We start from the raw sequence: 26,701 nt of genomic DNA, 5'->3' as shown, positions 1-26,701 counted from the left end.
GAGGAGCATTTGTGGAAAATATACAGCCTTATTACTTGATGAATGCTCTTAGAATATGTATAGATGAAAAGAAAGATATTTATTTTCAGGGAAGGGCTTATACAAGGTTATCAAAAGATGAAATTAAGTTTCAGGATCTTTCCAGCCTTTTAATTGAAGTAGATAAGATCTTTGATGAAGCAGGTTATCCCCAGGCATTTCAGGAAAAAAGAAGTTTTCAAAAGGAGCATTCAAGATCTTTTTTCTCAATGAATCCCGGCAGTGAAAAGGATATTGATGAGATTTTAAATCAAAAAGGTGTCATAGCAACCTTTGATGTTATAGTTATCAGCAGGAGGCATTCTACCTGGCAAGGGGAGGTATATGGCCTGCAGAGAGAAAAACTGGGCAGCTTTGAAGGTGCCATTACAATGATAGATATATTAACGAGCAATATGGTGATATCAGATCAGTGATATCGCCATATTTTTTTGGAAAAATGTTTGCTGTGACCAGTCTGTGACTTGATTTTGATATAGTAAATCTATAAAACGAAGAATTAACGGGATAAGTTGATATTTGAAAGAGAATAGATAGTATATCAGAGGAGGATCCACATGAAGACAAGAATGAAAAAAAGATTAACCGCAATCCTTTTATGTATGGCCATGATCGTGACTACATTAGGTTCCAATGGAGTAGTACTGGCGGCGGATAATACTGATCATACAGAAGTCCCGGGGACGGCAGCAGAGGCTGAACAGGTCAACGTAGTAAGCCCGGCAGCAGAGACGATTGAAAGTGAAGCGGCTGCTCAGACGGAACCTGTCGTAATGACAGAGATTCAAACAGAAGCTGCAGCAGTACCGGAAACGGAAATGAATTCCGAAGCAGGAACTGAAAATATTCCGGAGACAGAGATGTCCAGCGAAACAGAAGCAGAGAGCCAGGAAGAAATGCAATCCGAAATGACATCGGAGACAACAGAAACTGCTTCAACAGAAACAGAAAGCAGACCGGAAGAAATGCAGTCAAAATATCTTTTTGAAAATGAAGAGATGACAGCAGTAGTAGAATTGATGAATTCGGATACAGTTCCAGCGGATGCGGTGTTAGAGGTAAAGCCAATCTTAAATAAAATGATTTCAGATAACAGCCCTGAAACAGATAAAGCTGAAAAAGCAGAGTATGACAAAATTAATACTTTATTAAATGAAAAAGCGGAAAAAGAAGCAGCACCAATCGATGGATTTAATGCTTATGCAATTCAGTTTGAAAAAGATGGTGTGATCTATCCGGTCAAAGATGAAATGAAAGTTTCCATTAATTTTAAAAACGCAGTTCTTCCTGAAACCTTCAGAACGGAAGAAATAAATTTAAAAGCGGTTCAGGCGCAGGTATTAAAGTTTACGGCAGATGAAAATGAAGCTGGAAAAACAAATGTAATTGATTTGAAAGAAAAAACAACAGTTTTAAATTGTAATTCCGATTTTGCAGTTAATGAAGTAGCATTTGAATCAGATAATGTAAGCCAGTTCGCAATTGCTTGGAATGGTGAGGATACAACAACAGAATATACATACGATGATGACCAGGTGACGGTAAAGGCTGTTTTAAGTGAAGCGGGGATACTTCCCAGAGGAGCAGAACTGAAAGTTGTCCCGGTAGTAGACAAAGAGGAACTGGATAGAGTAGAGAGCCTGTTAAATAACAATGCAAAAGCAGAAGATGATACAATAACAGGATTTCTGGCATATGATATTAGTTTTGTAAAAGATGGTGTTGAGGTGGAACCTTCCGGTGAAGTGGCAGTGACTATGGATTTTAAAGAAGGAGTCAAACCGGAAAAAACAACAAAGAGTAATGCTGAAAAAGCAGAAAACAATGCAGAACAGAATGTTACGGTATACCATTTTAATGAAAATGGCAATCAGGATATAAATGTTGAAGAAATTAAACATGCCTCAGTAGATGTTAATAATAAAGCTGAAGTGGTAACAACCAATTTTCAAGTTAACAGTTTCTCAATATTTACGTTAGTTTGGAAAAATACTGCTGGTTCGGGTCAAGCGAATACAACGCAGAGTTTGAAAATTCACATTGTTGATAAAAAGGGAAATGATTTAATGAATGAACCTATTAGTTTTCAACATAAGACAGCAGTATCCTGGCCACAGGCTTCACCCAGTCAAATCAGTGAATGGATTCAGAGTGAAGATATGGATAATCATAAGACACTTGAAAATAAATCTTTTTGTCGTGCATATATGACTTCTGATTCATGGGGGGGACAAAAAGATGTCAGCAATGTAATGCTCTGGAAAAATGAAAGTAACAACGGATGGCAGGTAAAGTGGAGTTCAAATGACGTAACATACAATGTGCAGCCGGGCGATGAATTATATTTTGAATATACTGACAATCTTAAAACAGTTGATACCATCGACAGCAATAGCAAGGGCATTGAATTGAATATGTTTAACTATAGCGTTAATGAGCATCAGTTCTCGGGCGGGGAATGGAATGAAACTGCTGCCGGCCGCGGTGTTAAACAGGGGATGGTCCAGAATAAATTAGATGCAGATGGCTATCCCGTGTTTAGTGAAAAGTTTGGTCAGGCAATTAAAAAATTCGGAAGTAATAAGGATCTCAGAGGAACTACTTTAAAAGAATGGTTTAATCCACAGGGGAGCTATACCACTCAGGCAAATGCAAACCATTTATTTTTACAAAGTGTATATGATGAGAGTAAGTACTTTTACTATAGCAGTTTTGATAATTATGCTTATTTAAATCAGACAGGTGATAATGCAGGTAATTTTACTGTTTATCAACAGATTGGAACACCGGATAATGCGAATCAATTATATTATCAGCGTGGTAACTTTATGCCGTACAATAATATAGCGAATGGAAAACTTAGTAAAAATAAAAATTATTACGACGAACAGGGTAACCCATTAGACAAAAATGATTCCCGGTATGGAGAAGAATTATATCTTACCCAGGGAAAAACGTATCACTTTGGCATGAATATGAGCGCTTCCTTTGCACAGCCGCAAAATGGAATGGTAGATGGAAGCCCAATGGTTTTTGAATTTAACGGCGATGATGATATGTGGGTTTTCATCGATGGCGTTCTGGTGTTAGATATTGGCGGTTGTCATGATGCCCGCAGTGGAAGCATTAATTTCAAAACAGGAGATGTAAAGGTTCAGGGAGTTGCAGATACAAATATAAAAGCTTTATTTCAGAAAGCAAAGGCAGATACTTCTAAATTTGTAGAAGGCGGGAACTATTTTAAAAACTATACAGCTCATGAAATTAAGATATTCTATATGGAGCGTGGTGCAGGAGCATCTAACTGTAAATTGAAATTCAATATTCCGGCAGTTCCTAAGGGAAGTGTAAATGTTACAAAAGAAATTGGTAATATAAATGAAGGATCATTCAGTGATGTAAACTTTAACTTTAAACTTTATGTAGAAGATGAAAATGGAGATGTAACGCGCGATAATGATAATACAAAGTATAGCTTGGTTACAGATGGGGCATATACACTTATTGATGGAAGTAAGATAAAAGAAATGCAGACTGACCTTAATGGCAGTTTTACTTTAAAACATGGTCAGACAGCTCAGTTTACTCAGTTTGATATGGGCAAAAAGTATTTTGTGGAAGAAACGGATGTTATTCAGAGCCAGTATGATGAATTTGAAGTGAATGGTGTAAAGTTAACGACAGAGAATGGTTCCATAATTGAAGGAGACGAAGGATCAGATAAATATATTGTCAGAAGTCAGGCTTTGCTGGTTGGAACGGATCTTACCGTTAACTTTCAAAACTTCTGTACAGGAGATAACCTGCAGGATCTGGTAATTGAAAAAGTGTTAACTTCAGGATCTTCAGAAGATATTTATGAATTGACGGTTACTGTGGGAGGTCATTTATTTGAAGGTGAATTTATTCGAAATGAAGCAAAAGAAGATGAAAACCGTGAGCAGGCAGTCAAAGGAAAGATATATGTAAAAGCAGGTGATAAAATCAGGATTCCCAAGATTCCGTCAGGAACCAGTTTTGAAGTAAAGGAATCTAATTTAAATGAACTCAATCAGGCTTTTACAAAATATGATAAAGAAAACTATAAAGTAGTAAATGCAGAAGTTCTGGCGACTGATGAAAAAGCTTCCGGAAAATTATTGTTTAAAAAGAATGCAGAAGTTATTGTTACGAATACCTTGCTGTTAGGAAATTTGACAATTAAAAAGACTATAGATTCTGTAAATTATGACAATGGTGATCCGATTTTTACATTCCAAATTAAACATTTAGAAACGGGAAAAGTGTTTGAATATACAATGCGTTTTAAAAAAGATGAAGCGTTAACACAGACAAAAACCTTCGAACTTTTACCCCTTGGAAATTATGAAATAACTGAGTTAGAAACGATTAGATATGAATGTGTAGGTGGAAATGTAAAACAAACAGAATTAAAGAAAACTGCATTAAATCAGACAGTAGCATTTAAAAATATTCGTACGAATCCGGATAACTATTCCCATACAGATGTGGTAATTAATAAATTTACCATGGACAAAAATGGTAATATTGTAATTACTCCGGATCAGTTGGGAAAGTCAGAGAATAAAGAAAATTAAGGAGTGGATAAGATGAATCGATTTATAAAAAATAAAAAAGCATTGATGGCCACTCTGGTTATGGTATGTGTGGCAGCAATAGGTATTACCGGTATGACAATTGCGTTATACTCGGACGTTTCTACGGTAAAAGAAAATTCTTTTACCGTAGGTAATGTGACAACTGATATTGAAGAAAACATTGTTGCATCAGAAGGTATTAAAGAGCCCACAGTGAGAAACACAGGTAAAAATGCATGCATTATTCGTATGAGAATGACTATATCTCCTCAGAGTGCAGAGAGTAATGTAGGTGTCTCTGGCGGAAGCAAAGATGTATTGTGGATTTATAATGAAAAAGATGGGTTTTATTATTATAATGCCGTTGTTCAGCCGGGAGAAAGCACACAGGCATTATTCAGTAAATATGAAATAAAAGATCCGGCAAAGTTTGAACCATTTGATATGACATTATACCAGGAAGCGGTGCAGGCAGAAGCTGTTAATGATGCAGGAGATGTAATTTCTGCATTAGACAAAAATGGGAATTTTAATGTGGAATCAGCAAATAAAATATGGAAGATTTATAGTGCTGAATAAAGTATATTTATGTTATTTAAATGCAAAATACGACAAAAAAGTTAGAAGCTTGGAGGAAAAGAGATGTTAAAAAAAGTATGTGGGATATTAAGTTCTTTATTATTAATTATATTAGCATTAGTTGCAGCAGCGTTAATTGTACCACACTTTTTTGGATATCAAACGATGGCAGTCTTAAGCGGAAGTATGGAACCCAACATAGGTGTGGGTTCCATTGCTTATGTAAAGGAAGCTCCGTTTGATGAATTAAAAGTGGGAGATGTAATTAGTTTTCATATGGGAAGCGATACGGTGGTAACACATAGAATAAAAGATGTGGATCAGGAGAACCAGCTAATCACAACAAAAGGTGATGCAAATGAAGTACAAGATGCCGAACCGGTAGCAGCACCCAGCATTATCGGTAAGGTGGGATTTCATATTCCGCTCATGGGATATATCAGTATTTATGCTAAAACACCGCTTGGAATAGCGGGGATATGTGCCGTATTTATAGTGTTAATTCTGCTTGTTTTTTTACCTGAAATTTTCAGTAAAGACGAGAAAAAAGAAAATAAAAAAGATAGTAAAAAAGAATAAAAAAGTATCATGGAATTATCTCTGTATGACCAGTGTGTGACTGGATTGTTATATACTGGATACATAACATAGGAAGTCGAAAAGAACTTATAAATGGATAGAAAGAATAGGAGATAATGAGATGAAGAAAAAAAGTTTAGTTACGATGGTAGCAGCAGTTTGTTTGACAGGTGTAGTAATGGTTGGAGCAACTTTAGCGTACTTAACAAGCACGACAGATGTAGCACAAAATACATTTACAGTTGGTAAAGTAGAGATTGATTTAAATGAAAAAACCGGTGAAACGAATGAAGATTTTACGAAAGAAACAGAGTGGAATGATACGACCGATGGTAAGAATATGTATCCGGGACAGGAAGTTGCTAAGAGACCGGTAGTTACCGTCAATGCTGATTCTGCTGACTGTTGGGTGTATGTACAGGTAAGCGGAGCAGATGATTTAGTAAGTAAGAACTTTACTATTGATGGATGGAATACAGACTGGATTAAGACAGATGAAACTATAAGCTTAGATGGTATCTACAAATATAAAGATAAAGTATTAAAACAGAACAAAAATAATATACTTCCGGCTGTATTTACAAGCGTTAAATATAATGAAAAGGCAGAGGGTAATTTAGAAGGTACTGTTGGGACAGTAAATGTAGTTGCAGCTGCAATTCAGGCTGATGGTATTGATGAAGCGAAAGCACTGGAAGAAGCTACTGCACAGTTAAGTAAAGCATTAAATCCAGAGGCATAGACAACGAAAACATCATTAAATCAGCATATAATTTATTGTAAATATACCCCAAATATAACACTAAATATAACCACGGATATAATAAAGAGAGGATAGGTAAATATAATTATGAAAAAGAAAAAAATATTAACTATGGTAGCAGCAGTAGCATTAGTAGCAGTAATCGGAGTAGGGGCAACTTTAGCATATTTCACAGATAAAGACAGTAAGACAAACGTTGTAACCATGGGAAAAGTTGATATCGATTTAGAAGAGCCGGAGTTTAGTCAAAATCCGGATGATACAATTACGGACGTAAAGCCAAATCAGAGTATTGTAAAAGACCCTAAAATTACAGTAGCAGAAGGTTCTTTAGAAGCATATGTACGTGCCAAAATTGAGTTTGAAGGTTTAAGTGAAAAACAAATTGAAGATATTTTACCATTGATTGATATTGATACTCAAAAATGGTTTTTATCAACAGACGGATACTATTATTATCAGGCTCCAATGAAGGCTGGAGCATCAGATTATCTGTTCCAAACCGTAAAAATACCGGAAAACTGGGGCAATGAAGTATCTGGTTTGACATTTAAGATTAATGTTTTTGCAGAAGCTATTCAGGCTGATAGCTTTACTCCATATTCAGAACGTGGTTTAATTATGGGATGGAAAGATTCAGAAGGAAATGATATTCAGGCAGAAACAAATAAAACAGTTCCAACAGAAGTACAGTAAACAGGATAGCAATTAGCAGTAAATACTCACCAGAGCGTGTTTGAAATTCATCGCCTGATCTGATAGCTCCGCTAATCAGGGTGCAGCCGTGCAAATTAAGAACGTATCCCCACTACGCCGCCAATTTTGCACTGCCCTCCCGCAAGGTGGAGCAGTCAGCCGCATACGGGCAGTGTGAAAACACGCTTGAAGTTTATAAAATAACAAACTTCAGCAGCTTATTATATCAGCGGGAAAATCAGCCTGATGGCTCAACGGAAGAAAGGAATGGATTCGTGACGTATGGGTGGTTCAAATAAAAACGAAGAAAAGACGTTTATTGTTACAGTAAAAAGCAGAAAAAATCAGACATGGCAGGGAACGGTAAACTGGGTGGAAGAAAAAAGAATACAGCCATTTCGTAGTGCTTTAGAATTAATCCGTTTGATGGATTCTGCCATAGGTGTAGAGGAGGAAGAGTAATGGTTAAGAAAAAAATAGCGCTGTTGGTTACGACAGCTGCACTTATAGGTCTTGTAACCGTAGGAGCTACATTAGCGTGGTTCACGGATAAAGATACAGCGAATAATAAACTGGCAGTTGGTTTTGTAAGTGTAGAGATTGATGAACCAAACTATAAAGAAGAGAATTATCAGGCATTATTGCCGGGTGATCCAATTTGGAAAGATCCCACAATTAATCTGGCAGCTGAAAGCCAGGATTCCTATATCCGTATTGCAGCGCCAAAGGTAACCGTAAATGAGGTGGATTATCCTTTGTTTAATCAAGATGGATCTTCTGATTTTGGGTCGGTTTTAAATGAAAATTGGGTACTGAAAGGTGATTACATTTATTATAAGAACATTGTATCTGGAAATGATAAGGTTCCGCTGTTGAAAGAGCTGGGAAGCGAAGGCAATATCTATACAATGCAAATTCCTACATCATGGACAAATGCTTTTAATTCCGCGAAGATAGAGATTGTCTTTAATGTAGAAGCAATTCAGGCAAGGAATGTAACACCGGATTTTGGAAAAGACGCACCATGGCCGGTTAGCAGCCCGGATGAAATTATAGAATATCAGGCCAAATAAAATCATATAATGTATTAATATTTATTAAGGACGGAAGATTGTTTAATCTTCCGTCCTTAATTGCAGAATAAGGATGAGAATACGCTATGGCAACTGACCAAAAAATAGAAAATCTTCTGAATCTGGCGCTGGATGCCACTCCGGAAGAACGGGAAAAATCACTGACGTTAGATGTGGGGTATGATCCGGTGGACCAGAAGTGGGAAATTATCGTAAAGTACTCAGGGGATATCTCAAGGCTTGAGAGTGAAGACATTCAGGTAGTGGAATTAATCAATGAATACGCAATCATAACATTACCGGAATCTAAAATTGCTTACCTGGCGGCACAGCCAGAGGTTGAATTTATTGAAAAGCCGAAGCGGCTGTTTTTCTCGGTTAATCAGGGGAGGGCAGCATCCTGCATGAATGTGCTTCAGACACCGGCTTTTAATTTAAATGGGGAGGGCATTATTGTTGCAGTTATTGACTCGGGGGTGGATTATACACATCCTGATTTTCGAAATCCCAATGGAAGTACCCGCATATTAAATATCTGGGATCAGACGCTGCCGGGGAATCCGCCAAAAGGATATAAAATCGGGACTGAGTTTGACCAGGCACAGATCAACGCTGCGCTGAACCCTGAGGCAGAAGGGGAAAGGTCTGCACAGGCTGTGCCATCCAGGGACTTAAGCGGTCACGGTACGCAGGTACTTGGAATCGCAGCAGGTAATGGAAGGGCATCTAACGGCAGATACAGAGGTGTTGCCTATGCAAGTGATATTATTGTAGTCAAACTGGGTCTGGCACGCCCGAATTCATTTCCAAGGACAACAGAGCTGATGCAGGCGCTGGATTATGTAATTAGGAAGTCTATTGAATATCAGAAGCCCGTTGCCATTAATTTAAGTTTTGGAACCGTTTATGGTTCACATGATGGAAGCGGACTTTTGGAGACATATATCGATGACATTTCGAATCTGTGGAAATCTACAATATCGGTGGGGACGGGGAATGAGGGGAGTACCGGAGGACACACTTCCGGGATACTGAAAAACAATGTGCCTGTAGAAATACAGCTGGGGATAGTAAATAATGAATTGAGTATAAATCTGCAGATTTGGAAGTCTTATGTGGATGAATTTGAGATTACTATCGTGCATCCATCCGGGCAGGTTGTAGGACCATTACAGGAAGTACTGGGACCACAACGTTATATTGCAGGGGAGACAGAGCTTTTGGTCTATTATGGCGAACCCAGCCCTTATAGCACGTCCCAGGAGATCTACATAGATTTTATTCCCCGGGATACTTATATTGACAGCGGTATCTGGCGGTTAATATTTACTCCAAAGAGAATTGTAGAAGGGCGTTATGATGTCTGGCTACCGGCATCAGCAGCGGTAGGAATCGGCACGAGATTTTATCAGCCCACGGTTGAAACCACGTTAACTATTCCCTCAACTGCCAGGAAAGTTATTGCAGTAGGTGCCTATGATTCCAGACTTTTAACTTATGCACCTTTCTCGGGAAGAGGATATAACCGGGATAGCAGCCAGGTCAAACCGGATGTGTCAGCTCCCGGTGTTGATATTACAACTGCCACGCCTGGAGGGGGATATACCACTGTTTCCGGGACTTCTTTTGCAACACCGTTTGTTACAGGGGCAGCGGCGATGTTAATGCAGTGGGGGATTGTAATGGGGAATGATCCTTATTTATATGGAGAGAAAGTCAAAGCATATCTGATCCGGGGGGCGAGGCCTTTAAATGTAGAAAGGGTTTATCCAAATCCCACGCTGGGATATGGAACGCTCTGTGTAAAAGACAGCTTTCCGGGTTAAAAATGAATTTTATGTGCATTTTAACTTGACAATACACAATGATGAAAATGCAATATACAAAAGATATAAAATAGTATAACCTAAAGTGGAAAATGAGAGTGAAATTTAAGCCGCACTTGTGTAATCGAGTGCTTTTTTTGTGGAATATTGCTTATTTGCATAGAAGATATTGCTAAAATTTAGTATATAATTTATTCTGTGGGTAACAGTCTGGAACGTGTCCGAAAGCTATGATCAAACACGCTCTAAGATTCTGTAATAATAAGCAGGAGGAAAAAAGAGTTATGAGGAATAAGAGGAATCTGGCAGCCAGAATAATCAGCTTTACATTATCATTATGTCTGGTATGTTCCAGTGCTGAAGGTCTTTTCTCATCTGGGGTTGTGCATGCGGCAGAACTGCAGGAGAATGGGTCTGAGGTCATGGAGATACCAACAGAAACAGAGGTTGTAAAGGAAACAGAGTTGCAAAGTGAGATACCGGATATAGAGGAGACGGAATCAACAAGCGAAATAGATGGCGCCGATCGGGAAGAGGCTGCAACTGAGGCAGCGGAGACAGAGAGTGAATTGCAGGAAAAGAATGCTGCAACTGTGGCAGAAGGGGAAGTAAGTGCAGATGAAGCATTTGCCGGCCTGTTGGACGAGATGTATGCAGCAATGCCTGCAGGACAGGAAAAAGTCACTTATGGTAATAACTATCAGTCTAATCAGCCGGAACCATTTACTTATAAATCCGGTAAAGGAACAGCGACCGTAGATAACGGGCTGACTATGAAAATTGAATCTCTTACAGGCAATGAATTTGCAGCGACCTGGGATAATACACCATATCTTACCTCCGGTGTTATTTCCGCCGTTTTTAAATATCAGTCTGAGGGTGAAAGAATTGGCTTTTTAATTAAGGCAAATGATGATTCAAATGGTATTTCCGTAAGATATGATGTTGAAGGCACCTGGAATATTCAGAGCCAGAATGAAGGCGGAAAATGGAAAACATTTTCAGGACCTGTTTTAGAGCAAAATACGGAATACAGACTTCGGATAGGTTTCTATGGTGACAAGATAATCATTGCTTTAGATGATGCTGTTATCTTTAATGAATCAGTTCCGAATGTGTTGACAGAGGAGCTTATTAATCAAAGAGGACAGATAGGAATATTTAAATGGTTTAACGTACCTGCAACAGTATCTATCAGCGATTTTAAGGTAGAAGGTGTAGGAACAAAGGACAAGCCATCCAACGTTGTGGAATATGTTCAGGATTATGAAGATCCGGAATATACACCAAACTGGAGTAATAATGCTGCATCAATCGAAACAACAGATACCGGAAACAGAGTATTGAAAATTGCAGCCGGTAAAGCAAGAGTGGTAGATCTGGATTCACCGGATATCAAAGAGGGAACCTTATCACTTCGTTACAAAGCAGTTGCACCTGCGAACAGCACACCGAAGCAGTTTGGATTCCGTTTTGGCGCTAAGGACAATAAGTTCCGTGAGTTAAACTGGGACGGGGGACAATGGGTTGTAGAGAATCAGTCTGGTTATCCTTCCATCGATATGCAAAAACCAGTGAACGGAACCTGGAATGATTTAATCATTAATTTCCAGGAAGGATCGATCACCGTTTATTTAAACAAAGAGCCGGTAGGAACCTTTACACTGGATGTATTAAAAAATGGTGTGGCAGGTCAGTTCGGTATCCGTACCTGGGGAAGTACTGCCGTATTAATTGATGATGTTATCTACACCAATAAAATAATTGAGCCGGAAGCTATCGTGAAATATGAAAATGATTTCCAGGATGGCATCACAGGAACCTGGAGCCAGGGATCACCTGCAATTGTAAAGGAAGGATCCAATAAGGTTCTGAGTTTAACAAATGTCAGCGGCATGGCTGAATTAACAGATGCCGTAAAATTATCACAGGGAACCTATGGGGCAAAAGTAAAGACAGAACATGCAGATCTTGGTCTTAAGATCGGCACTGGAATTGTGCAGTATAATGTAAATAAATGGGAGTTTGTCTTAGAAAATCAGACGTATCCATTTACAGGCGAAGCAGAATCACCAAAGTTAAAGGCCTGGAACGATCTCGCAGTTTCATTTACCGGAGACAAAGTAACACTCAGCATCAATGGAAAAAAATCTGCTGCTGAGATACCGGCAGGAGTTTCTATTGGAATGGGATATCCCGGAATAACAGGAACCGGTAAGATTTATCTGGATGATCTGCTTTACACGGAAAAGTTCGAGGATATCTCAACAGCTCCGCTGGATAAAGTTTATTATGAAGAATACTATGATACAATTGCAGCGGTAAACTGGGAAGAATTCGAAACACCCCAGATTAAAAATGGCTATCTGGAAGGTGCAGTTGCAGGGAATGCGGCGGCTGTTAACAGTGATATCAGTATGCCGGAACATGGTGTATTCCAGGTGAAAATGCAGGCAGACCAGCTGAAGAGCGGTATTCAGATTGGAAATTTAAAAGTTTACAATACTTCTGCAACGGAATGGGTTTTGGATAATGGATCAGAAATCACACCGCTGGGAATCAGTAAAGCAATTGCGGCTGATGCAGATTATATTCTCAGAGTGGAAATAGTAAAGGGAAATCTAACATTAAAAGTGAATAACCAGACTGTTGGAACCGCAAATGAAGTTTCTTATGATAAGACACAGGGCGGATTCGGTATCTACAATCCAAATGCAGAGAAAATGAATGTAAAAATCGATGCAATGGGAGCAGAGGAATTAAGCGTATATGAAGAAACCTTTGGGGAATTATATAATCCTAACTGGGAATCCAGCAAACCTCTTGATAACAGTAATAATGCGATACATAATACGGAAGCAGGCACGCTGACAATAAAAGTACCGGGCGTAACCAGATTCTTAAATAAAGATTCGATTCCAATGAAGGATGTGCATACCACATTTGATTTCACACCTAGCGTTGGGGATGACATGCAGGGCGGACGTTATGGTTTCGTTTTCCGCGACACCGACTTTACCCAAGGATTGTCGGTAGAGGTTGATATCAATGGAAACTGGCGTGTAAATGTAGATGACAGTACCAAGGGATTTGGCAAGACATTTTCATTAAAAGCAGGTGAGACTTATAAGGTAGCAATTGACCTGATTGGGAACACCGTACAGCTGAAATTTACGGACAAAGATGGGCTTGTCACAGATATGGGTTCCGTTACCATGGAATCTATGAAAAATACACCCGGACTCTTTGGCATAAAGTCCTGGTATGGAAGTAAAGAACTGACATTTGATAATTTTGAAATGATAGAGGAAGCTTCTCTTCCGTTATTCTCTGCAAATGAGAAAACAGTTGAGATTCAAAAAGACGGACTGACAGCTATGATTGATCAGTCATTCCCGCGTATCCTTTCCTATAAGCTGAATGAAAAGACTATGAGAGGTCAGGAAGATCAGCTGGGAACCGTAGTGCTGAACGGAGAAAAAGTATCACCGGCTGTAACCGGAACAAAGAAAGATGACAGTACCTACGAGTACGTAATGGAATTTGCAGATAAAGGTGTAACGATGAAAGCAACACTTTCTGTAGCAGAAAATCATGTGGTAGAATTTAAAATTACAGATATTGCAGAAAACGGCAGCTTTAAAGTGAAAACATTTTCACTGGGCGAAAGCACCTGGGCTTATGCAGATGACAAGATGGAAGGCGCATCTTATGCCTGGACAAAATCAAATGGCCAATGGCATGGTGTATCCGAAGAATTAGCGGATGATATGTCACAAATGGAAAAGAGCGGTGCGGAAGGAACTACCATGGCAATGATCAGTGGAAATGGTCTGGCTGCTTCCATCGAAAACAACGTAATGTCCGGCGGAAATAAAGTGGTAATGGAAAAATCCGTAAAATCCCTGGTAAAAAAGGCTCAGATACGAAATGGAGAATGGACTTACCGTTATAGCGACACCACCGATAAAGAAGAATTGCCCTGGGCAAAAATTGTCATTACAGAAGATGCTAATGCAGATGAAAATGTTGACTGGCAGGATGCAGCAGTAGCACATCGGAAATATATCCTGGAAGAAGCATTTGGTGCCAAAGACATGGCAAACAATATGATGTACATTGCATTTAACTTTGCAAGCCAGGCAAACGACCCATTCCTCAATTCCTTAGAAACAGGTAAGGTATTGTACAATTACATGGATGGATTCGGGCAGATGGTACTTCATAAAGGGTATCAGGCAGAAGGCCATGATGATGATATTCCTTCCTATTCCAACGTCGGTGTAAGACAGGGTGGGGTTGAAGACTTTAAAACTCTCATCGGCGAAGGCGATAAATATAACATGAGCATAGGTGTGCATCTCAATGCCACCGAATATCACTTGGATGCAAATGAATTATATTATCCGAACTTAAGCGGTGCTACAGCAGCAGGATATCAGAGTGACAGGCTTGCAAAAGGCTGGGACTGGATTGATACTGCATACTACGTAGACCAGACAAAAGATGTTTTAACAGGACAGCTTCAGAAACGGTTCAAAGACCTTTATGATTTGACAAAGGTTGGAGATAAGGGACTTGATTTCTACTATATTGATGTATATACAGGTAATGATTATAATGCTTACAAATTAGTTGATTATATCAATGACCTTGGCGTTAAAGTAGGTACGGAGTTCTCAGGACCAATTGAGCCTGGCGTTACCTTTACACATTGGGGTACCGACCTGGGATATCCGAACAAAGGAAACAAGAGCGTTCTTTACAGAATGGTAAAAAATGATTTGGACATTTTTGTTGGAAACGCCTTATTCAAAGGACAGAAAATTCCGGTTGTAACCACCTGGGGAGATTCTAAGACCGATGTACAGCAGGGTGTGACCGTGTTCTACAACGAAGTACTGCCAACAAAATTCATGCAGCATTTTGGTGTTTTAAAATCAGAAACAGACCAAATTACATTTGAAGGAAATGTTACCTCCACAAGAAATAAAGAAACAAAGATGGTGGAATTGCGTCAGGACGGAAAGTTAATCTCTTCCTGGGCCGACACTGGAACCACAACGGATGAAGGAGAACGTCATGCAGGAGAGGCAAATTCCCTGATTCCGTGGAGCTGGGATATCAAAACAGGCGATAAGCTAGACATTAACGGAGGCGCAAAGTTGTATCATTGGAATACAACAGGCAATTCGACTACCTGGGAACTGACAGATGAATTTAAGAATGTTCCATCCTTTGACTTATATGAGACCACACAGCAGGGAAAAGTGAAAATTGGAACAATCGCTAATGACGGTGGCACAATCACCATCAACAGCAAGAAAAACACACCATATGTATTATATCCTTCCACAAGCACTCAGGTACTGAAAGCAGCAGGAGACTGGGGCGAAGGAAGCCCTGTAAAGGATTTTGCATTTAATGCAGAAAAATTTGCAGATGAAGGCGGCGTATGGGAAAAAACCGGAGATGCATCCATTGAGGTTGTACCGGGAAAAGTAAATTATGACATTTCCAAAGAAATGAGCGAAAACCGCTGGGACCGCTATGCACAGTTTAAGACAGAGGGCGGAACGCTGGCCCAGGAAATGACAGATCTGAAACCGGGACAGGACTACACCGTAGGTGTCTGGACAGAAACCCAGAACGGACGTAAAGCTTCTATTGAAGTGACAATTGGAGATCAGTCTTATACCAACTTTGTTACCGGTAAAGACGGAGTGCACCGCTCTTCCTTCAAATATGTGGGAACCAGATGGCAGAGAATGGATGTTGAGTTTACCGTTCCGGAAGGAGTAACCACAGCACAGATTAAGCTGACCGCAGAAAAAGGCGATGGAGTGGTTAACTTTGATGACGTAAAAGTATGGCAGCATACAACAACAGAAAATGATGTAAACAATTCAGATTATGTACTCTATGAAGACTTTGAAAACACCTATGAAGGCTGGGGACCGTTAGAATATGGCGGCGGATCCAGAAAAATTCATATCGCATCCGACAGAAGCAATGCAAATGATAATAACGAAATTGTAAAGCCTGGCGAAGACAAAGTAGGACCTGTAATGACCTGGGTTTTAGATGGAGAAAACTCCTTAAAGCTCAACGAAAATGAAGTGGGCAGATATGTAGTTACAAATGAAAGCGGCTTAAAACTCCAGCCGAACACTTCTTATGATTTAACCTTTGATTATACATTAGAGGATGGCTGTGATTATGTAGTCTATGTAAAACCGGTAAGCCAGGGAGATAATGGAAAGCTGGGATTCAAAGACCATGGAAATGCCACAGAAGTGAAACTGAGCCATACCCCAACTACCGGAGATAAGAAAACAAAATCAACATTTAAAGGTACGTTCACTACGGGAGATGCTGAGGATTATCAGATTTACTTCTATGAAAAGGCAATTTTAAAACCAACAGATTCCAATCCAACATCTGCATATGCGTTGATATTAGATAATGTAGGCGTCAAATACAATTATGAAGAAATGAAAAACAAGTTACAGCAATTGTATGATGCAAATAAGGATTTAAAGGAAGAAGAATATACAGCACAGTCCTGGAAAGTATTCAAAGAAGCACTGGATGCAGCCCAAGAAGCATTAGGCAGCCAGGAGTCAACGGCTGCAGCGCTGAAAGAAGCTTATGATGCTTTAGATAAAGCAGCAGCAGATCTTGTAAATTACGGTGATCTGGACAAATTGATTAAAAAGGCAGAAGCCGTTAATCCGGGTGAGTACACGGCAAACAGCTATGCAAGACTGGCATCAGCTCTGGAAAATGCAAAGAATGTAGACCGAAAAGATCAGGAAGCAGTAGATGCTGCAACAAAGAACCTGAATGATGCAATCAACGGACTTGTTAAAATCGTAGAAGCCCAGAAAGCATTGACAGAAGCTAAGAAAGTGGTACAGGGTAATTACACAAAAGACTCCTTTACAACTTTACAAAATGCAATCAAGGAAGTAGAGAACTTAATTGCCAACAGTACAGACCTGACACAGGCAAAACTGGACGCAGCCGTTGGCAGAATGACAGCTGCACAGAATTCACTTGTGAAAGTAGTACAAAAGAATGTAATCGATAGTCTGAGGACCATCTACAATACTTATAACGGAAAAGATGCTGCTTATACTTCTAACAGTTTTGCCGCTATGAAGCAGGTACTGGCTAGAATTGAAACGGTATTGGCAGATACCTCAAATGTATCTGAAAAAGAAGGTTCAGACTTACTTGTACAGGCAAAAGCGGCAGAAAGCCAGCTGGTAAAACGTGCAGATAAGACGAAGTTAAACAGCGCTTATCAAAGTGCGAAGGCAATTTCATTCAGTAAGTACACAGACAAAACAGTAAAAGCTGTAAAAGATCTGTTCTCACAGATTGATGCGGTAATGGCAAATGCGAATGCAGACCAGAAAACAGTAGACGCACTTTATAACAAACTGAATCAGGCAGTAAAAGGTTTAGTGAAAAAGAGCATTACATCAGTTAAATTAAATGTGAAGAAAAAGACGCTTGGAGAAAAAGAGAAATTTAAGTTAACTGTGAAGCTGAAACCATCCGGTGTCAGCGCCGGAACCCTTAAATGGAGCAGCAGCAATAAAAAGATTGTAACAGTAGACAAAAAAGGCAAAATTACGGCTAAGAAACCTGGTACGGCTAAAATTACAGTAAAAACAGCAAACAAAAAAAGTGCATACTGTAAAATTACCGTAAAGAAAAAGCCAAAAAGTGTTAAGCTTGTAGCGAAATCAGACAGTTTAAAAGTAAACAAGACCATGCAACTGAAGGCGAAGCTTTCAAAGGGAAGTGCAGGAAAAGTAACCTATACCTCCAGCAACCCTAAAGTTGCAACGGTTAGTGCAAGTGGAAAAGTAAAAGCACTGAAAAAAGGAAGGGTTAAGATTACGGTCAAAACTTACAATAATAAAAATGATTATGTTAAGCTTAAGATTGTAAAGTAAACAGTAAATTAAAGTTTAGAAATGTAAAGCAATATGATAGTAATATTAGGCTGGACATTTTAAAATGGATTGATTTAAAATAAGAAGGCAGCTGTTTCCGGTTAAATATAACCGGGGCAGCTGCCTTCTTTTTATAAAAATTTGTTGATCTGCTAATACAATTTGCTTTTTTATTAACTTTATAGTATCCTAAAAGAATAAATCACTCAAAATAAAATTTGAAAAAATAAAAATAAAAAAAGATACATAAGATATGAAAAATACCAGATCCCTTCTTTTTTTGAATTTGTACTTCAATGACTTCCTCTTTCAGATAGTCTATCATGAAATAGAAAACGATTATACGCATAAAAGAGGAGGAAGACTATGGGGATTCATATTTCACTGGACGTAGTTCCAGAAAAAATTGCAAAAGAGGAGTGGGAAAAAGTATACAAAGAAAGTCTGGTTCTGATTAAGAACTATCCTTTCTTAAACCGTGTATCCGCAAAGAAATACGGGCAGACATTTTCATTTTATGTCAAAACACGGGAGATTACAAATCAATATGGACATTCGGGCTGGTTTACCAGCGGCGATCTTGTGAGCAAAAAGAGGGGCGAGTCTTTCCGTTTTCCGAAAGAGCTGAAAAGTTATGGGGGAGGTATCCGGGATCAGCTTGATCAGGACGTGTTCTGGTCAATTTTATCTGCTAAGGCTTGTATAGAAGATGATGATAAACGGATTCCCGATATTCAAAGTTTATGGGGTGCAAAAACCCAGGGAGAACCATATCACTTATATTTACTGGCGGTAGGCTGTCTGGTAGAGGCGAGGCTGCCGGGAGCGGCTGTTGTATATGGAGATATATCACTGGGACAGTGTAAGCGTGCCATTCGCTGGGCCAACCAGTATCTGGAAATACCGATTGAATTAACGGACAGAGCTTGTATGCTTCAGCTTTATAAGCGGGTTTTGAAAATGAGTCTGGATGAAGATGAAAGATTAGATGCATTTTTGACACTGGCTATGGAGAAGAAAGATGAGAAAATGGGGGATTTTATACGTGAGCATTTTAACGAAGATACTATTAAAACTTATTTTCAAAAGTCTTTTAATGGATTTGCCCCGGATCAGATAGGATTTATTCATGAAATGAAGAAGTATTTCGCCATGGGATTTGATCTGGAGATGTTCTGTAAGCTGGTAAAAGAAAAGCATAAATCAACAAAAGCCCTTACGGCAGAAAGCATCATCCGGCGTGTTGTTAAGTCAAAGTTATATGTAAAAGAGAAGAACACTTATGATTACACGGAACATATTCAGGACAGGCCGGACAGTGAAGAAATTGAGACAATTAAAGACCAGATGTCCAAGGTTTTTGCATTAATGTCCGGTGCAGTAAATGAAAATGTCAGTGCATATCTTTCCTACGATGATATGATGACAGTTCTGGAAAAAAACTTCAAGGATGAATGTGATGTGAAAAAGATTGTAGAGCAGTTTCGAAAAGAAAATGAAGAAGAGCAGGAAAGCTTTCAGAGCCTGTTTTATGATAATAATGAAATTATGCTTAAAATGGGAAAAATGCTGGAGGAGGAAGATAAAGAAAATGAGGTTTACGATATTGTGGATTTTGAAGATCTTATGCAGTATGAGGAAGGAGATACCATGGAGCCTCAGCTGGAGCGGTGTGTGCAAAAGCTGATTAAGTTTATGAAAAAGGTCAGTAAAGATGAATATGACAAACAGTTTTTACCTCTGAATGTAAGGGAACGGTGCAGGATGCTTATATCAAATAATGTACAGTTCTTATTAAGTAAAAGATTCTGGAACCAGATCTTTAACCACATTCTGGATGACCAATATATGAAGAAATACTACCCGTTTTTCAGAGTGAAGGTGGTAAATGATGAGAGTTACCAAATCTATTATGCGTTGATATCCAATGAGGAATTGTTGGATCATTATTATTAACTGTGTTTCAGTATACATATAAAGAAGGGGGTTAAGGTGGTAATTTATCCGGTTATAGACATGCCAAAAACAGGGGAGAATATAAAATGTTTATGCGAAGGAAAAAATATTTCTGTAAAAGAATTGCAGGAATATATGGGATTTGCGTGTCCCCAGACCATATACCGCTGGTTTTGTGGAATGACGCTGCCAAATGTGGATAATTTGTTTGCCCTTAGTATACTTTTGGGGGTATCAATGAACGATATACTGATTGAACGTAATCGTGAGGAAGCAGAGCAAAGTAGAAAAAATAGAGATGATCTTACAGATATCTTATATAAAAGAGTAATAAAATATATGTTTATCCTTTATCGGGACTATAGTGGTACCGGCCAATAATTGTATTTCACTATAGAATTCTTATATATCCTATGCTAAAATTGATTCATGAGTCAGCTATAAAATGTAAATTGGAGGATAGCATGGGTAAAAGTGAAAAGGTAAAGCAGTTATGTACGGACAACGGTATCAGGATGATTGATTTTAAAATGACTGATCTGGATGGAAGATGGCGGCACATCACCATTCCGGCAGAGAGATTTGACGAGAAGATATTTGAATATGGAATAGGTTTTGACGGGTCTAATTATGGTTATGCCCCCATTGAAAAAAGTGATATGGTTTTTATTCCGGATCCTGCAACCGCAGTTGTAGATCCCTTTGTTACCATTCCGACATTATCAATGACAGGGGATGTATGTGTAATCGGCAAAGAGGAAAATACTCCATTTGATCAATATCCAAGAAACGTAAGCCTTCGTGCCGCAGAGTATATGAAACAGACAGGGATTGCAGATAAGATGATCATCGGTCCGGAATTTGAGTTTCATATTTTTGAGGATGTGCGGTTCGCTGTATCACCGGAGGAATCATTTTATTCGGTGGATACCAGACAGGCGCAGTGGAACAGCGGCATAGATGATGGGTTTAACAATGGTTATCAGGTACCGAAAAAGGGCGGTTATCATATTTCGGCACCCAATGATATAAATTATAACCTCCGCAGTAAAATGTGTATGCTTCTGGAAGATTGGGGAGTAAAAGTGAAGTATCACCATCATGAAGTGGGCGGTTCCGGTCAAATGGAAATAGAAGTGGAACTGGGAGAGATGGTGGATATGGCTGATAAAACCATGATTGCAAAATATGTGGTTAAGAATGCAGCAGTGTCGGAAGGAAAGACGGTAACCTTTATGCCAAAGCCGGTATACCGGGAAGCCGGAAATGGAATGCATGTACATATGCTGCTGCAAAAAGATGGCGCACCTGTATTCTATGACGAAAACGGATATTCCGGATTCAGTAAAACGGCACATTATTTTATAGGAGGATTATTAAAGCATGCGGCATCTCTTTGTGCCTGGACCAATCCTTCCACCAACTCTTTTAAACGTCTGGTACCAGGCTATGAAGCACCCGTAACGATCGGTTATGCTACTTCCAACAGAAGTGCGGTAGTTCGTATTCCGGCATATGCAAAATCACCGAATACAAAACGTTTTGAACTTCGCTGCCCGGACGCTGCAGCGAATCCTTATTATGCATATGCAGCTATATTAATGGCTGGATTGGATGGGGTTGAAAATCAAATTGATCCAACCGAAAATGGCTGGGGTCCCTATGATTTTAATCTGTACGATCTGGATAAAGAACAGCAGGCAAAGATTCAGTCGTTGCCCAAAAATCTGGATGAAGCACTTGATGCATTAGAAAAAGACAATGCTTATCTGACAAAATCCGGTGTGTTTCCGGAACGTCTGATTCAAATCTGGATTGAACGGAAAAGAGGAGAAAGTAAAGATATTAGCCAGATTCCTCATCCGGCTGAATTCCAGAGATACTATGATTTGTAGACAGTTCCAAAGATATTTGTAATAAGAAGATGAGGATATCTTATTCTCATCTTCTTCTACATTTAAAAAGTAGTTTTATGTTAATTAAGTCTGTGGCAGAGTTACAATAAAGGTTGCTCCGCCTCCCGGAGTATCTTCCACTGCTATTTTCCCTCTGTGCAATTTTACAATTTCTTTTGCGATACAAAGTCCCAGTCCAAAATGGGCTTTATCCTTATGGGCTTTGTCAACCCGATAGAACCGGTCAAAAATAGATTTTTTGGATTCATCCGGAACACCGGGTCCATTATCGGCTACATAGAGCTGTATGCGGGAAGCTTCTGTCTTTAGTCCAAGTTTTATCCTGCCGCCTTTTGGGGTATAGCTCATGGCATTGTCAATGAGGATGGAAAGTACCTGGGCTACTCTTTCCCCGTCACATGGATATGTGGGTGGTATATCTTCGGGGAGGTCAACATCCAGAACAAGACCTCTATCCCGGGCAATCCGTTCATATTTTTCATAGGTCTGCAAGAGCAATGTATCCAGTTCAATATCTGAAGGATGGATGCTCCAGGTTCGGTTATCGGCATTTGCCAGTGTCAGCATATCATCGATCAGACGGGACATCCGCTGCCCTTCGGATTGGATGGAATCAGCAAACTGTTCTGACTGGTTTTTATCTGCTACTTTCATGGCGGATAAACTGGTTAATATTACGGTAAGAGGAGAACGGAGTTCGTGGGAGGCTGCCGCTATAAACTGTACCTGACGTTCTCTGCTTTCTTTGATTGGCTGAATCATTCGTTTTGTGAAATGCCAGGAGAAAATCGTGAGCATTCCAATGGCAAGCAGGTCAAGAAGTGCAAAAAGAGCTCTTTGAACCATAATATCATGTTCCAGGTTGTCAAGGGGATACAGAACAGTAACCTTCAGATAACCATTATCTTTTGGTATTAATGCTACAGAGGAATAATAATTCTGCCCATTGCTTCCTTTCATCTTGAACTCCACATGCCGGGAGAGAATATTTGCCGGACTTATTCCGGCGTCATTAAAGTCATAGTCTGTTCTGGCTTTTTCAGCCGCCTCTTCAAAAATAACGGATACTTCCTGATCGCTATTCAGCTGTTGAGAGAAAAGCGGAGTATCATTATCCAGAATGTTCAGTTTAATATGATAATTCGCTTCCATTTGAAGAATCCATTGATGTGAAATAGTAGACTGGCTTTCAAAATGAGTCAACATGGTATTCAGGTTATCCAGAAAAGAAGTATAACTCCGGTCATTCATTCCACTTTCTACTATATAAAGGCAGAGTGTGGTCATAGTTACCAGGATTAAGCCGGTGATCAAAGTGCAGAAGAATGTCATCTGCAGGTGCAATTTTTTAAACATGTGTTTCCTCCAGGCAATAACCTACGCCACGGACTGTTTTCAGCCTCAGGATGCTTCCCACCCCCTTCAGTCGTCTTCTTAAAAAATGTATGTAGTTATCAAGGTTCCCCTCTTCCACATCTGCATCCGGTCCCCAGACCTTAGTCAATATGGTAAGCCGGGGGAGGGTCTGACCCGGGTTGCGGAGAAATAATTCCAGCAGATCCCCTTCACGTTTAGAAAGCGAACAGGAGGAGTCTGTTTTTATTAATTTTTTCAGGGAAGCATCATATGAAATATCTCCAAAATTCAATAAACCACTGCTTTCCCATTTTTGAGGGCGCCGAACAATACAGCGGATTCTAGCCATAAGTTCACCAAATGCAAATGGCTTTACGATATAATCATCAGCTCCGCAGTCTAATCCTTCAATTTTATCATCTAATTCGCCAAGTGCGGTTACAAGGATAACCGGAGTGGATATATTTTCGCCACGCATTTGACGTAAAACCTCAAGCCCGTCCATCAGAGGCATCATACGATCCAGAAGGATAATATCATGGGCCTTATCTCGAATAAGATGTAACCCGTCTTCTCCATTATGGCAGAGATCGACGCTGATATTCTCCTGCTCCAGCTGAATCTTTAGAGATTCGCATAATTTGACATCATCTTCTACAATTAAAATTCTCATAATAGCTCCTTTACAAATGTTTATTTTATTGTACTAGCATTGTCTGTGAAGTGCTACAATCATGAAAAATCAAATTAGAAAATTAAAGCTAGGGATAACTATTCCTAGTCGTTGATCTAAACATGATACTTCTATTAAAAATTATAGCATAGAAAACTGCTAAATAGAGTATAACTTTGAAAAAATTATTAAAAATATAGTTTTTTTGAAAAGTATATTTTTAGAGATAACTTAGAGAAACGGGTGCTATAATAAAAATCAAATCAAGTAAGGGATATTTTGATATAGAAAACAGGAGGATATATGAAAACAATATTAAAGAAAGTTTTAGCGCTGTCAATGGCAGGTGCCGTAGTGATCAGTACACTGACTGGGTGCGTTAATGGGAAAAGTGACAATTCGGGAGATGGTTCAAATGATACCAAGACATCTGCAATGGGGAGATATCAGGAAGAGGAAATGAAGCTTCCAGAAGGATTGAGCCAGATAATGAGTATGTCTAAATTAGCGGACGGTGGAGTAAGGATTCTGGCAAATAATGAGAAAAATAAACCGGGTATTTGGGATTCAAAGGATAACGGAAGTACTTGGACAAAAGTGAAAGATCTAACGGGGGATATTGTAAAAAGCGATTCACGGATTATAGCATCAGCAGTATCTGCGACGGGTGAGTCTGCAGTTGTGTTAATTGGGGAGATTAATGAAACAGGAGAAGTCCCAATAAATTATTGGATTATAGATAAGGATGGAAATACAAGTGAGTTGCCCATAAACTTACCCCAAAGTGTGCAAAATAACCCCACGGAGGGAAAAAATGGGGAAATGCAGGCGGATTCTTACGCCAATAGAATTGTTGAAGTTTCCTATACGGATAGTGGAAAGTTGTTAGGCTTAGATCAAGAGAATACCATACATTTATTTGATTCAAAAACAGGTGAAATCACAAAGAAATTTAGTGTAGTAGCAAAGGAAAATTATATTATTTCATATCAGGCTATAGGCGATGTTCTAATTGTAGCAACGGATAAGGAAGTACAGCTTTTTAACTTAAGTACAGGAGAGCAAATGGAAAAAGAGGTAGCCCTTAATGATCAAATATTTAAGGGTAAAGATGAATCGGATATAATGCAGATGTTAAGTATCGAGGGAAGTCCATTTTTGTTTGCAAAAGGGAAAGATGATAAATCTGTATTCTTTGGCAGTAAGGATGGAATGTACTCCTATTCAATAGGGGGAAATGTGATAGAACAGGTAATCAATGGATCCTTAACATCTATGGGGAATCCGAAGTTTTCATTTGTTTCCATTATTGCATTGGAAGATGGATCATTTCTGGTAGCAGGGACCGATGGATTTGATACCTATAAGCTCTACAAATACACATATTCTAAGGATACTCCAACAATCCCGAGTAAAGGGGTACAAGTATACAGTTTGGAAGATAATGTAGAAATTCGCCAGGCAATTGTACTTTTTCAGAATAAAAATCCAGATATTTATGTTACGTTGGAAATTGGAAGGTCAGGGGATGATGCGGTTACAGATTCAGATGCCCTTCGTACATTAAATACCAATATAATGGCAGGAAAAGGTCCCGATGTGTTGATCCTGGATGGCATGCCCATTAATTCTTACATGGAAAAGGGATTGCTGAAAGATCTTACAGAGATTTTAAAGCAAGAGGAAAATTCAGGGGATTTTATTGAAAGTATCAAAAAGACCTATTTGAATGGAGACAAAATTCAAGCGATTCCAACAAGATTTAAGGTGCCGTTGATTCAGGGAAGCAAAGGGGATATAGATGATATCAATGATTTAACTAGTTTAACGGATCAGATGGAGAAGCTAAAAAAAGAAAACCCTGATATGGGAATTTTCGGAGATCTGGATTTTGAAGAACTGTTTGAAAAATTGTATGTAAGCAATTCAGCAGCATGGATAAAAGAAGATGGAACGCTAAACCAAGAAGCGGTACAAGATTTTTTTACAAAGTTAAAACGAATCTATGGTAGTGATACGCATGAAACTAAAACAGAGAATTCGGCAGCGGCATTGACAGCAGCAGGAGATGGGGTAAAGCCTTCGCTCAATGGTATAGATGGTGGTATAGCAAATCTGATAGGGAAGAAAAATCTTATGAATATTGGTCTGTTAGGTGATTTTACACAATATACCCGGGTGGTATCTTCTAACAGAGCATTGAAAGATGGGGCAGTGAAGCTTCTGAACGGACAGTCATCGAACACATTTGTACCCATGTCAACAGTAGGAATCAGTAATAAGAGTTCTGATGTGGAGACGGCAGGTAAATTTATATCCTTTTTACTTTCGAAAGAGGCACAGAAAATAAATCAGGGTGGGGGTTTACCAGTTAATAGAGAAGCTTTTGATGAAGGGATAAAAGAAGGAACGGTTGTTTTGCCGGAAAAGATACCGTATATTGATGCCAATGGGCGGCAAAAAGATTATAAGACTGAACAGCCATCAAAAGAGGATATAAAATACCTGAATGATATGATTGATTCACTTACAACACCTTCTGTAGAAGATGCTGTTATTAAGGATAACATTAAAGAGCAGGCAGAACAATGTGTTAGCGGTCAGATAACTATTGAAGAAGCAGTAAAGAATGTAATGCAGAAAGTGAATCTATACTTATCAGAATAATAGTTAATAA

The 26,701-nt window shown here is 39.1% G+C and carries 16 protein-coding genes; 14 read left to right on the top strand and 2 right to left on the bottom strand.

All coding sequences use genetic code 11. From position 1 onward, the window contains the following. Positions 1–11 precede the first annotated feature (11 nt). The 13 genes from CD03_RS0119790 to glnA all read left to right on the top strand — a co-directional run bounded on the left by CD03_RS0119790 (position 12) and on the right by glnA (position 21,974). The gene (locus CD03_RS0119790; RefSeq protein WP_027295114.1) at positions 12–455 is read left to right on the top strand and encodes a hypothetical protein; all 444 of its coding nucleotides are present in this window, start codon (positions 12–14) and stop codon (positions 453–455) included. A gap of 141 nt (positions 456–596) precedes the next feature. Then, on the top strand, positions 597–4,637 hold the full coding sequence (locus CD03_RS0119785; RefSeq protein ID WP_027295113.1) for a fibro-slime domain-containing protein: 4,041 nt from the start codon (positions 597–599) through the stop codon (positions 4,635–4,637). A 12-nt stretch (positions 4,638–4,649) separates the two neighbouring features. Then, positions 4,650–5,216, top strand: coding sequence for a SipW-dependent-type signal peptide-containing protein (locus CD03_RS0119780; RefSeq protein ID WP_027295112.1), 567 nt, complete (start codon positions 4,650–4,652; stop codon positions 5,214–5,216). 63 nt (positions 5,217–5,279) lie between these two features. Continuing rightward, a complete protein-coding gene (locus CD03_RS0119775) occupies positions 5,280–5,795 on the top strand; it encodes a signal peptidase I (protein ID WP_027295111.1) in 516 nt (171 codons plus the stop codon). Between the two features lie 121 nt (positions 5,796–5,916). Beyond that, positions 5,917–6,537 carry a SipW-dependent-type signal peptide-containing protein gene (locus tag CD03_RS0119770; protein ID WP_027295110.1) on the top strand — a complete coding sequence of 207 codons (621 nt, stop codon included), beginning with the start codon at positions 5,917–5,919 and terminating at the stop codon, positions 6,535–6,537. A 108-nt stretch (positions 6,538–6,645) separates the two neighbouring features. Continuing rightward, on the top strand, positions 6,646–7,254 hold the full coding sequence (locus CD03_RS36265) for a SipW-dependent-type signal peptide-containing protein (RefSeq protein WP_052377884.1): 609 nt from the start codon (positions 6,646–6,648) through the stop codon (positions 7,252–7,254). 282 nt (positions 7,255–7,536) lie between these two features. After that, positions 7,537–7,716: a hypothetical protein gene (locus tag CD03_RS0119760; protein ID WP_027295109.1), complete on the top strand. Its 180-nt coding sequence runs from the start codon at positions 7,537–7,539 to the stop codon at positions 7,714–7,716. Continuing rightward, positions 7,716–8,327: a TasA family protein gene (locus tag CD03_RS0119755; protein WP_027295108.1), complete on the top strand. Its 612-nt coding sequence runs from the start codon at positions 7,716–7,718 to the stop codon at positions 8,325–8,327. The genes CD03_RS0119760 and CD03_RS0119755 overlap by 1 nt, the downstream gene beginning before the upstream one ends. 86 nt (positions 8,328–8,413) lie before the next feature. Beyond that, positions 8,414–10,153, top strand: coding sequence for a S8 family peptidase (locus CD03_RS0119750; protein ID WP_027295107.1), 1,740 nt, complete (start codon positions 8,414–8,416; stop codon positions 10,151–10,153). Between the two features lie 284 nt (positions 10,154–10,437). After that, positions 10,438–18,123 (top strand): endo-alpha-N-acetylgalactosaminidase family protein, encoded by a 7,686-nt coding sequence (locus CD03_RS0119745; protein ID WP_027295106.1) that lies wholly within the window; start codon positions 10,438–10,440, stop codon positions 18,121–18,123. 366 nt (positions 18,124–18,489) lie between these two features. Continuing rightward, entirely contained in the window at positions 18,490–20,079 is a 1,590-nt protein-coding gene (locus CD03_RS0119735) for a hypothetical protein (RefSeq protein WP_027295105.1), read from the top strand. Positions 20,080–20,115: 36 nt separating this feature from the next. Beyond that, positions 20,116–20,460, top strand: a complete 345-nt coding sequence (locus CD03_RS36795; RefSeq protein WP_063837253.1) for a helix-turn-helix domain-containing protein — start codon at positions 20,116–20,118, stop codon at positions 20,458–20,460. Positions 20,461–20,543: 83 nt separating this feature from the next. Then, a complete protein-coding gene (glnA, locus tag CD03_RS0119725) occupies positions 20,544–21,974 on the top strand; it encodes a type I glutamate--ammonia ligase (RefSeq protein WP_027295104.1) in 1,431 nt (476 codons plus the stop codon). An 84-nt stretch (positions 21,975–22,058) separates the two neighbouring features. Here the strand turns inward: glnA and CD03_RS0119720 are convergent, their stop codons facing one another. Both CD03_RS0119720 and CD03_RS0119715 read right to left on the bottom strand, forming a co-directional pair. Then, on the bottom strand, positions 22,059–23,351 hold the full coding sequence (locus CD03_RS0119720) for a sensor histidine kinase (RefSeq protein ID WP_027295103.1): 1,293 nt from the start codon (positions 23,349–23,351) through the stop codon (positions 22,059–22,061). Then, entirely contained in the window at positions 23,344–24,024 is a 681-nt protein-coding gene (locus tag CD03_RS0119715) for a response regulator transcription factor (protein ID WP_027295102.1), read from the bottom strand. The genes CD03_RS0119720 and CD03_RS0119715 overlap by 8 nt, the downstream gene beginning before the upstream one ends. A gap of 303 nt (positions 24,025–24,327) precedes the next feature. Here CD03_RS0119715 and CD03_RS0119710 point away from each other — a divergent pair, with 303 nt between their 5' ends. Further along, entirely contained in the window at positions 24,328–26,691 is a 2,364-nt protein-coding gene (locus CD03_RS0119710) for an ABC transporter substrate-binding protein (protein ID WP_027295101.1), read from the top strand. The last annotated feature ends 10 nt before the right edge of the window (positions 26,692–26,701 follow it).

Origin of the sequence: Robinsoniella sp. KNHs210, from assembly GCF_000686105.1 — a bacterium.
GTDB lineage: Bacteria > Bacillota > Clostridia > Lachnospirales > Lachnospiraceae > Robinsoniella > Robinsoniella peoriensis.
The sequence above is the reverse complement of the archived record's forward strand: the minus strand, read 5'-3'. Positions and strand labels throughout refer to the sequence as shown.

What these genes read in the sequence shown, in the direction of transcription:
- CD03_RS0119785 (WP_027295113.1), top strand. Translation starts at nt 597, where the DNA reads ATGAAGACAAGAATGAAAAAAAGATTAACCGCAATCCTTTTATGTATG.
- CD03_RS0119780 (WP_027295112.1), top strand. Translation starts at nt 4,650, where the DNA reads ATGAATCGATTTATAAAAAATAAAAAAGCATTGATGGCCACTCTGGTT.
- CD03_RS0119775 (WP_027295111.1), top strand. Translation starts at nt 5,280, where the DNA reads ATGTTAAAAAAAGTATGTGGGATATTAAGTTCTTTATTATTAATTATA.
- CD03_RS0119770 (WP_027295110.1), top strand. Translation starts at nt 5,917, where the DNA reads ATGAAGAAAAAAAGTTTAGTTACGATGGTAGCAGCAGTTTGTTTGACA.
- CD03_RS36265 (WP_052377884.1), top strand. Translation starts at nt 6,646, where the DNA reads ATGAAAAAGAAAAAAATATTAACTATGGTAGCAGCAGTAGCATTAGTA.
- CD03_RS0119760 (WP_027295109.1), top strand. Translation starts at nt 7,537, where the DNA reads ATGGGTGGTTCAAATAAAAACGAAGAAAAGACGTTTATTGTTACAGTA.
- CD03_RS0119755 (WP_027295108.1), top strand. Translation starts at nt 7,716, where the DNA reads ATGGTTAAGAAAAAAATAGCGCTGTTGGTTACGACAGCTGCACTTATA.
- CD03_RS0119750 (WP_027295107.1), top strand. Translation starts at nt 8,414, where the DNA reads ATGGCAACTGACCAAAAAATAGAAAATCTTCTGAATCTGGCGCTGGAT.
- CD03_RS0119745 (WP_027295106.1), top strand. Translation starts at nt 10,438, where the DNA reads ATGAGGAATAAGAGGAATCTGGCAGCCAGAATAATCAGCTTTACATTA.
- CD03_RS0119735 (WP_027295105.1), top strand. Translation starts at nt 18,490, where the DNA reads ATGGGGATTCATATTTCACTGGACGTAGTTCCAGAAAAAATTGCAAAA.
- glnA (WP_027295104.1), top strand. Translation starts at nt 20,544, where the DNA reads ATGGGTAAAAGTGAAAAGGTAAAGCAGTTATGTACGGACAACGGTATC.
- CD03_RS0119720 (WP_027295103.1), bottom strand. Translation starts at nt 23,351, where the DNA reads ATGTTTAAAAAATTGCACCTGCAGATGACATTCTTCTGCACTTTGATC.
- CD03_RS0119715 (WP_027295102.1), bottom strand. Translation starts at nt 24,024, where the DNA reads ATGAGAATTTTAATTGTAGAAGATGATGTCAAATTATGCGAATCTCTA.
- CD03_RS0119710 (WP_027295101.1), top strand. Translation starts at nt 24,328, where the DNA reads ATGAAAACAATATTAAAGAAAGTTTTAGCGCTGTCAATGGCAGGTGCC.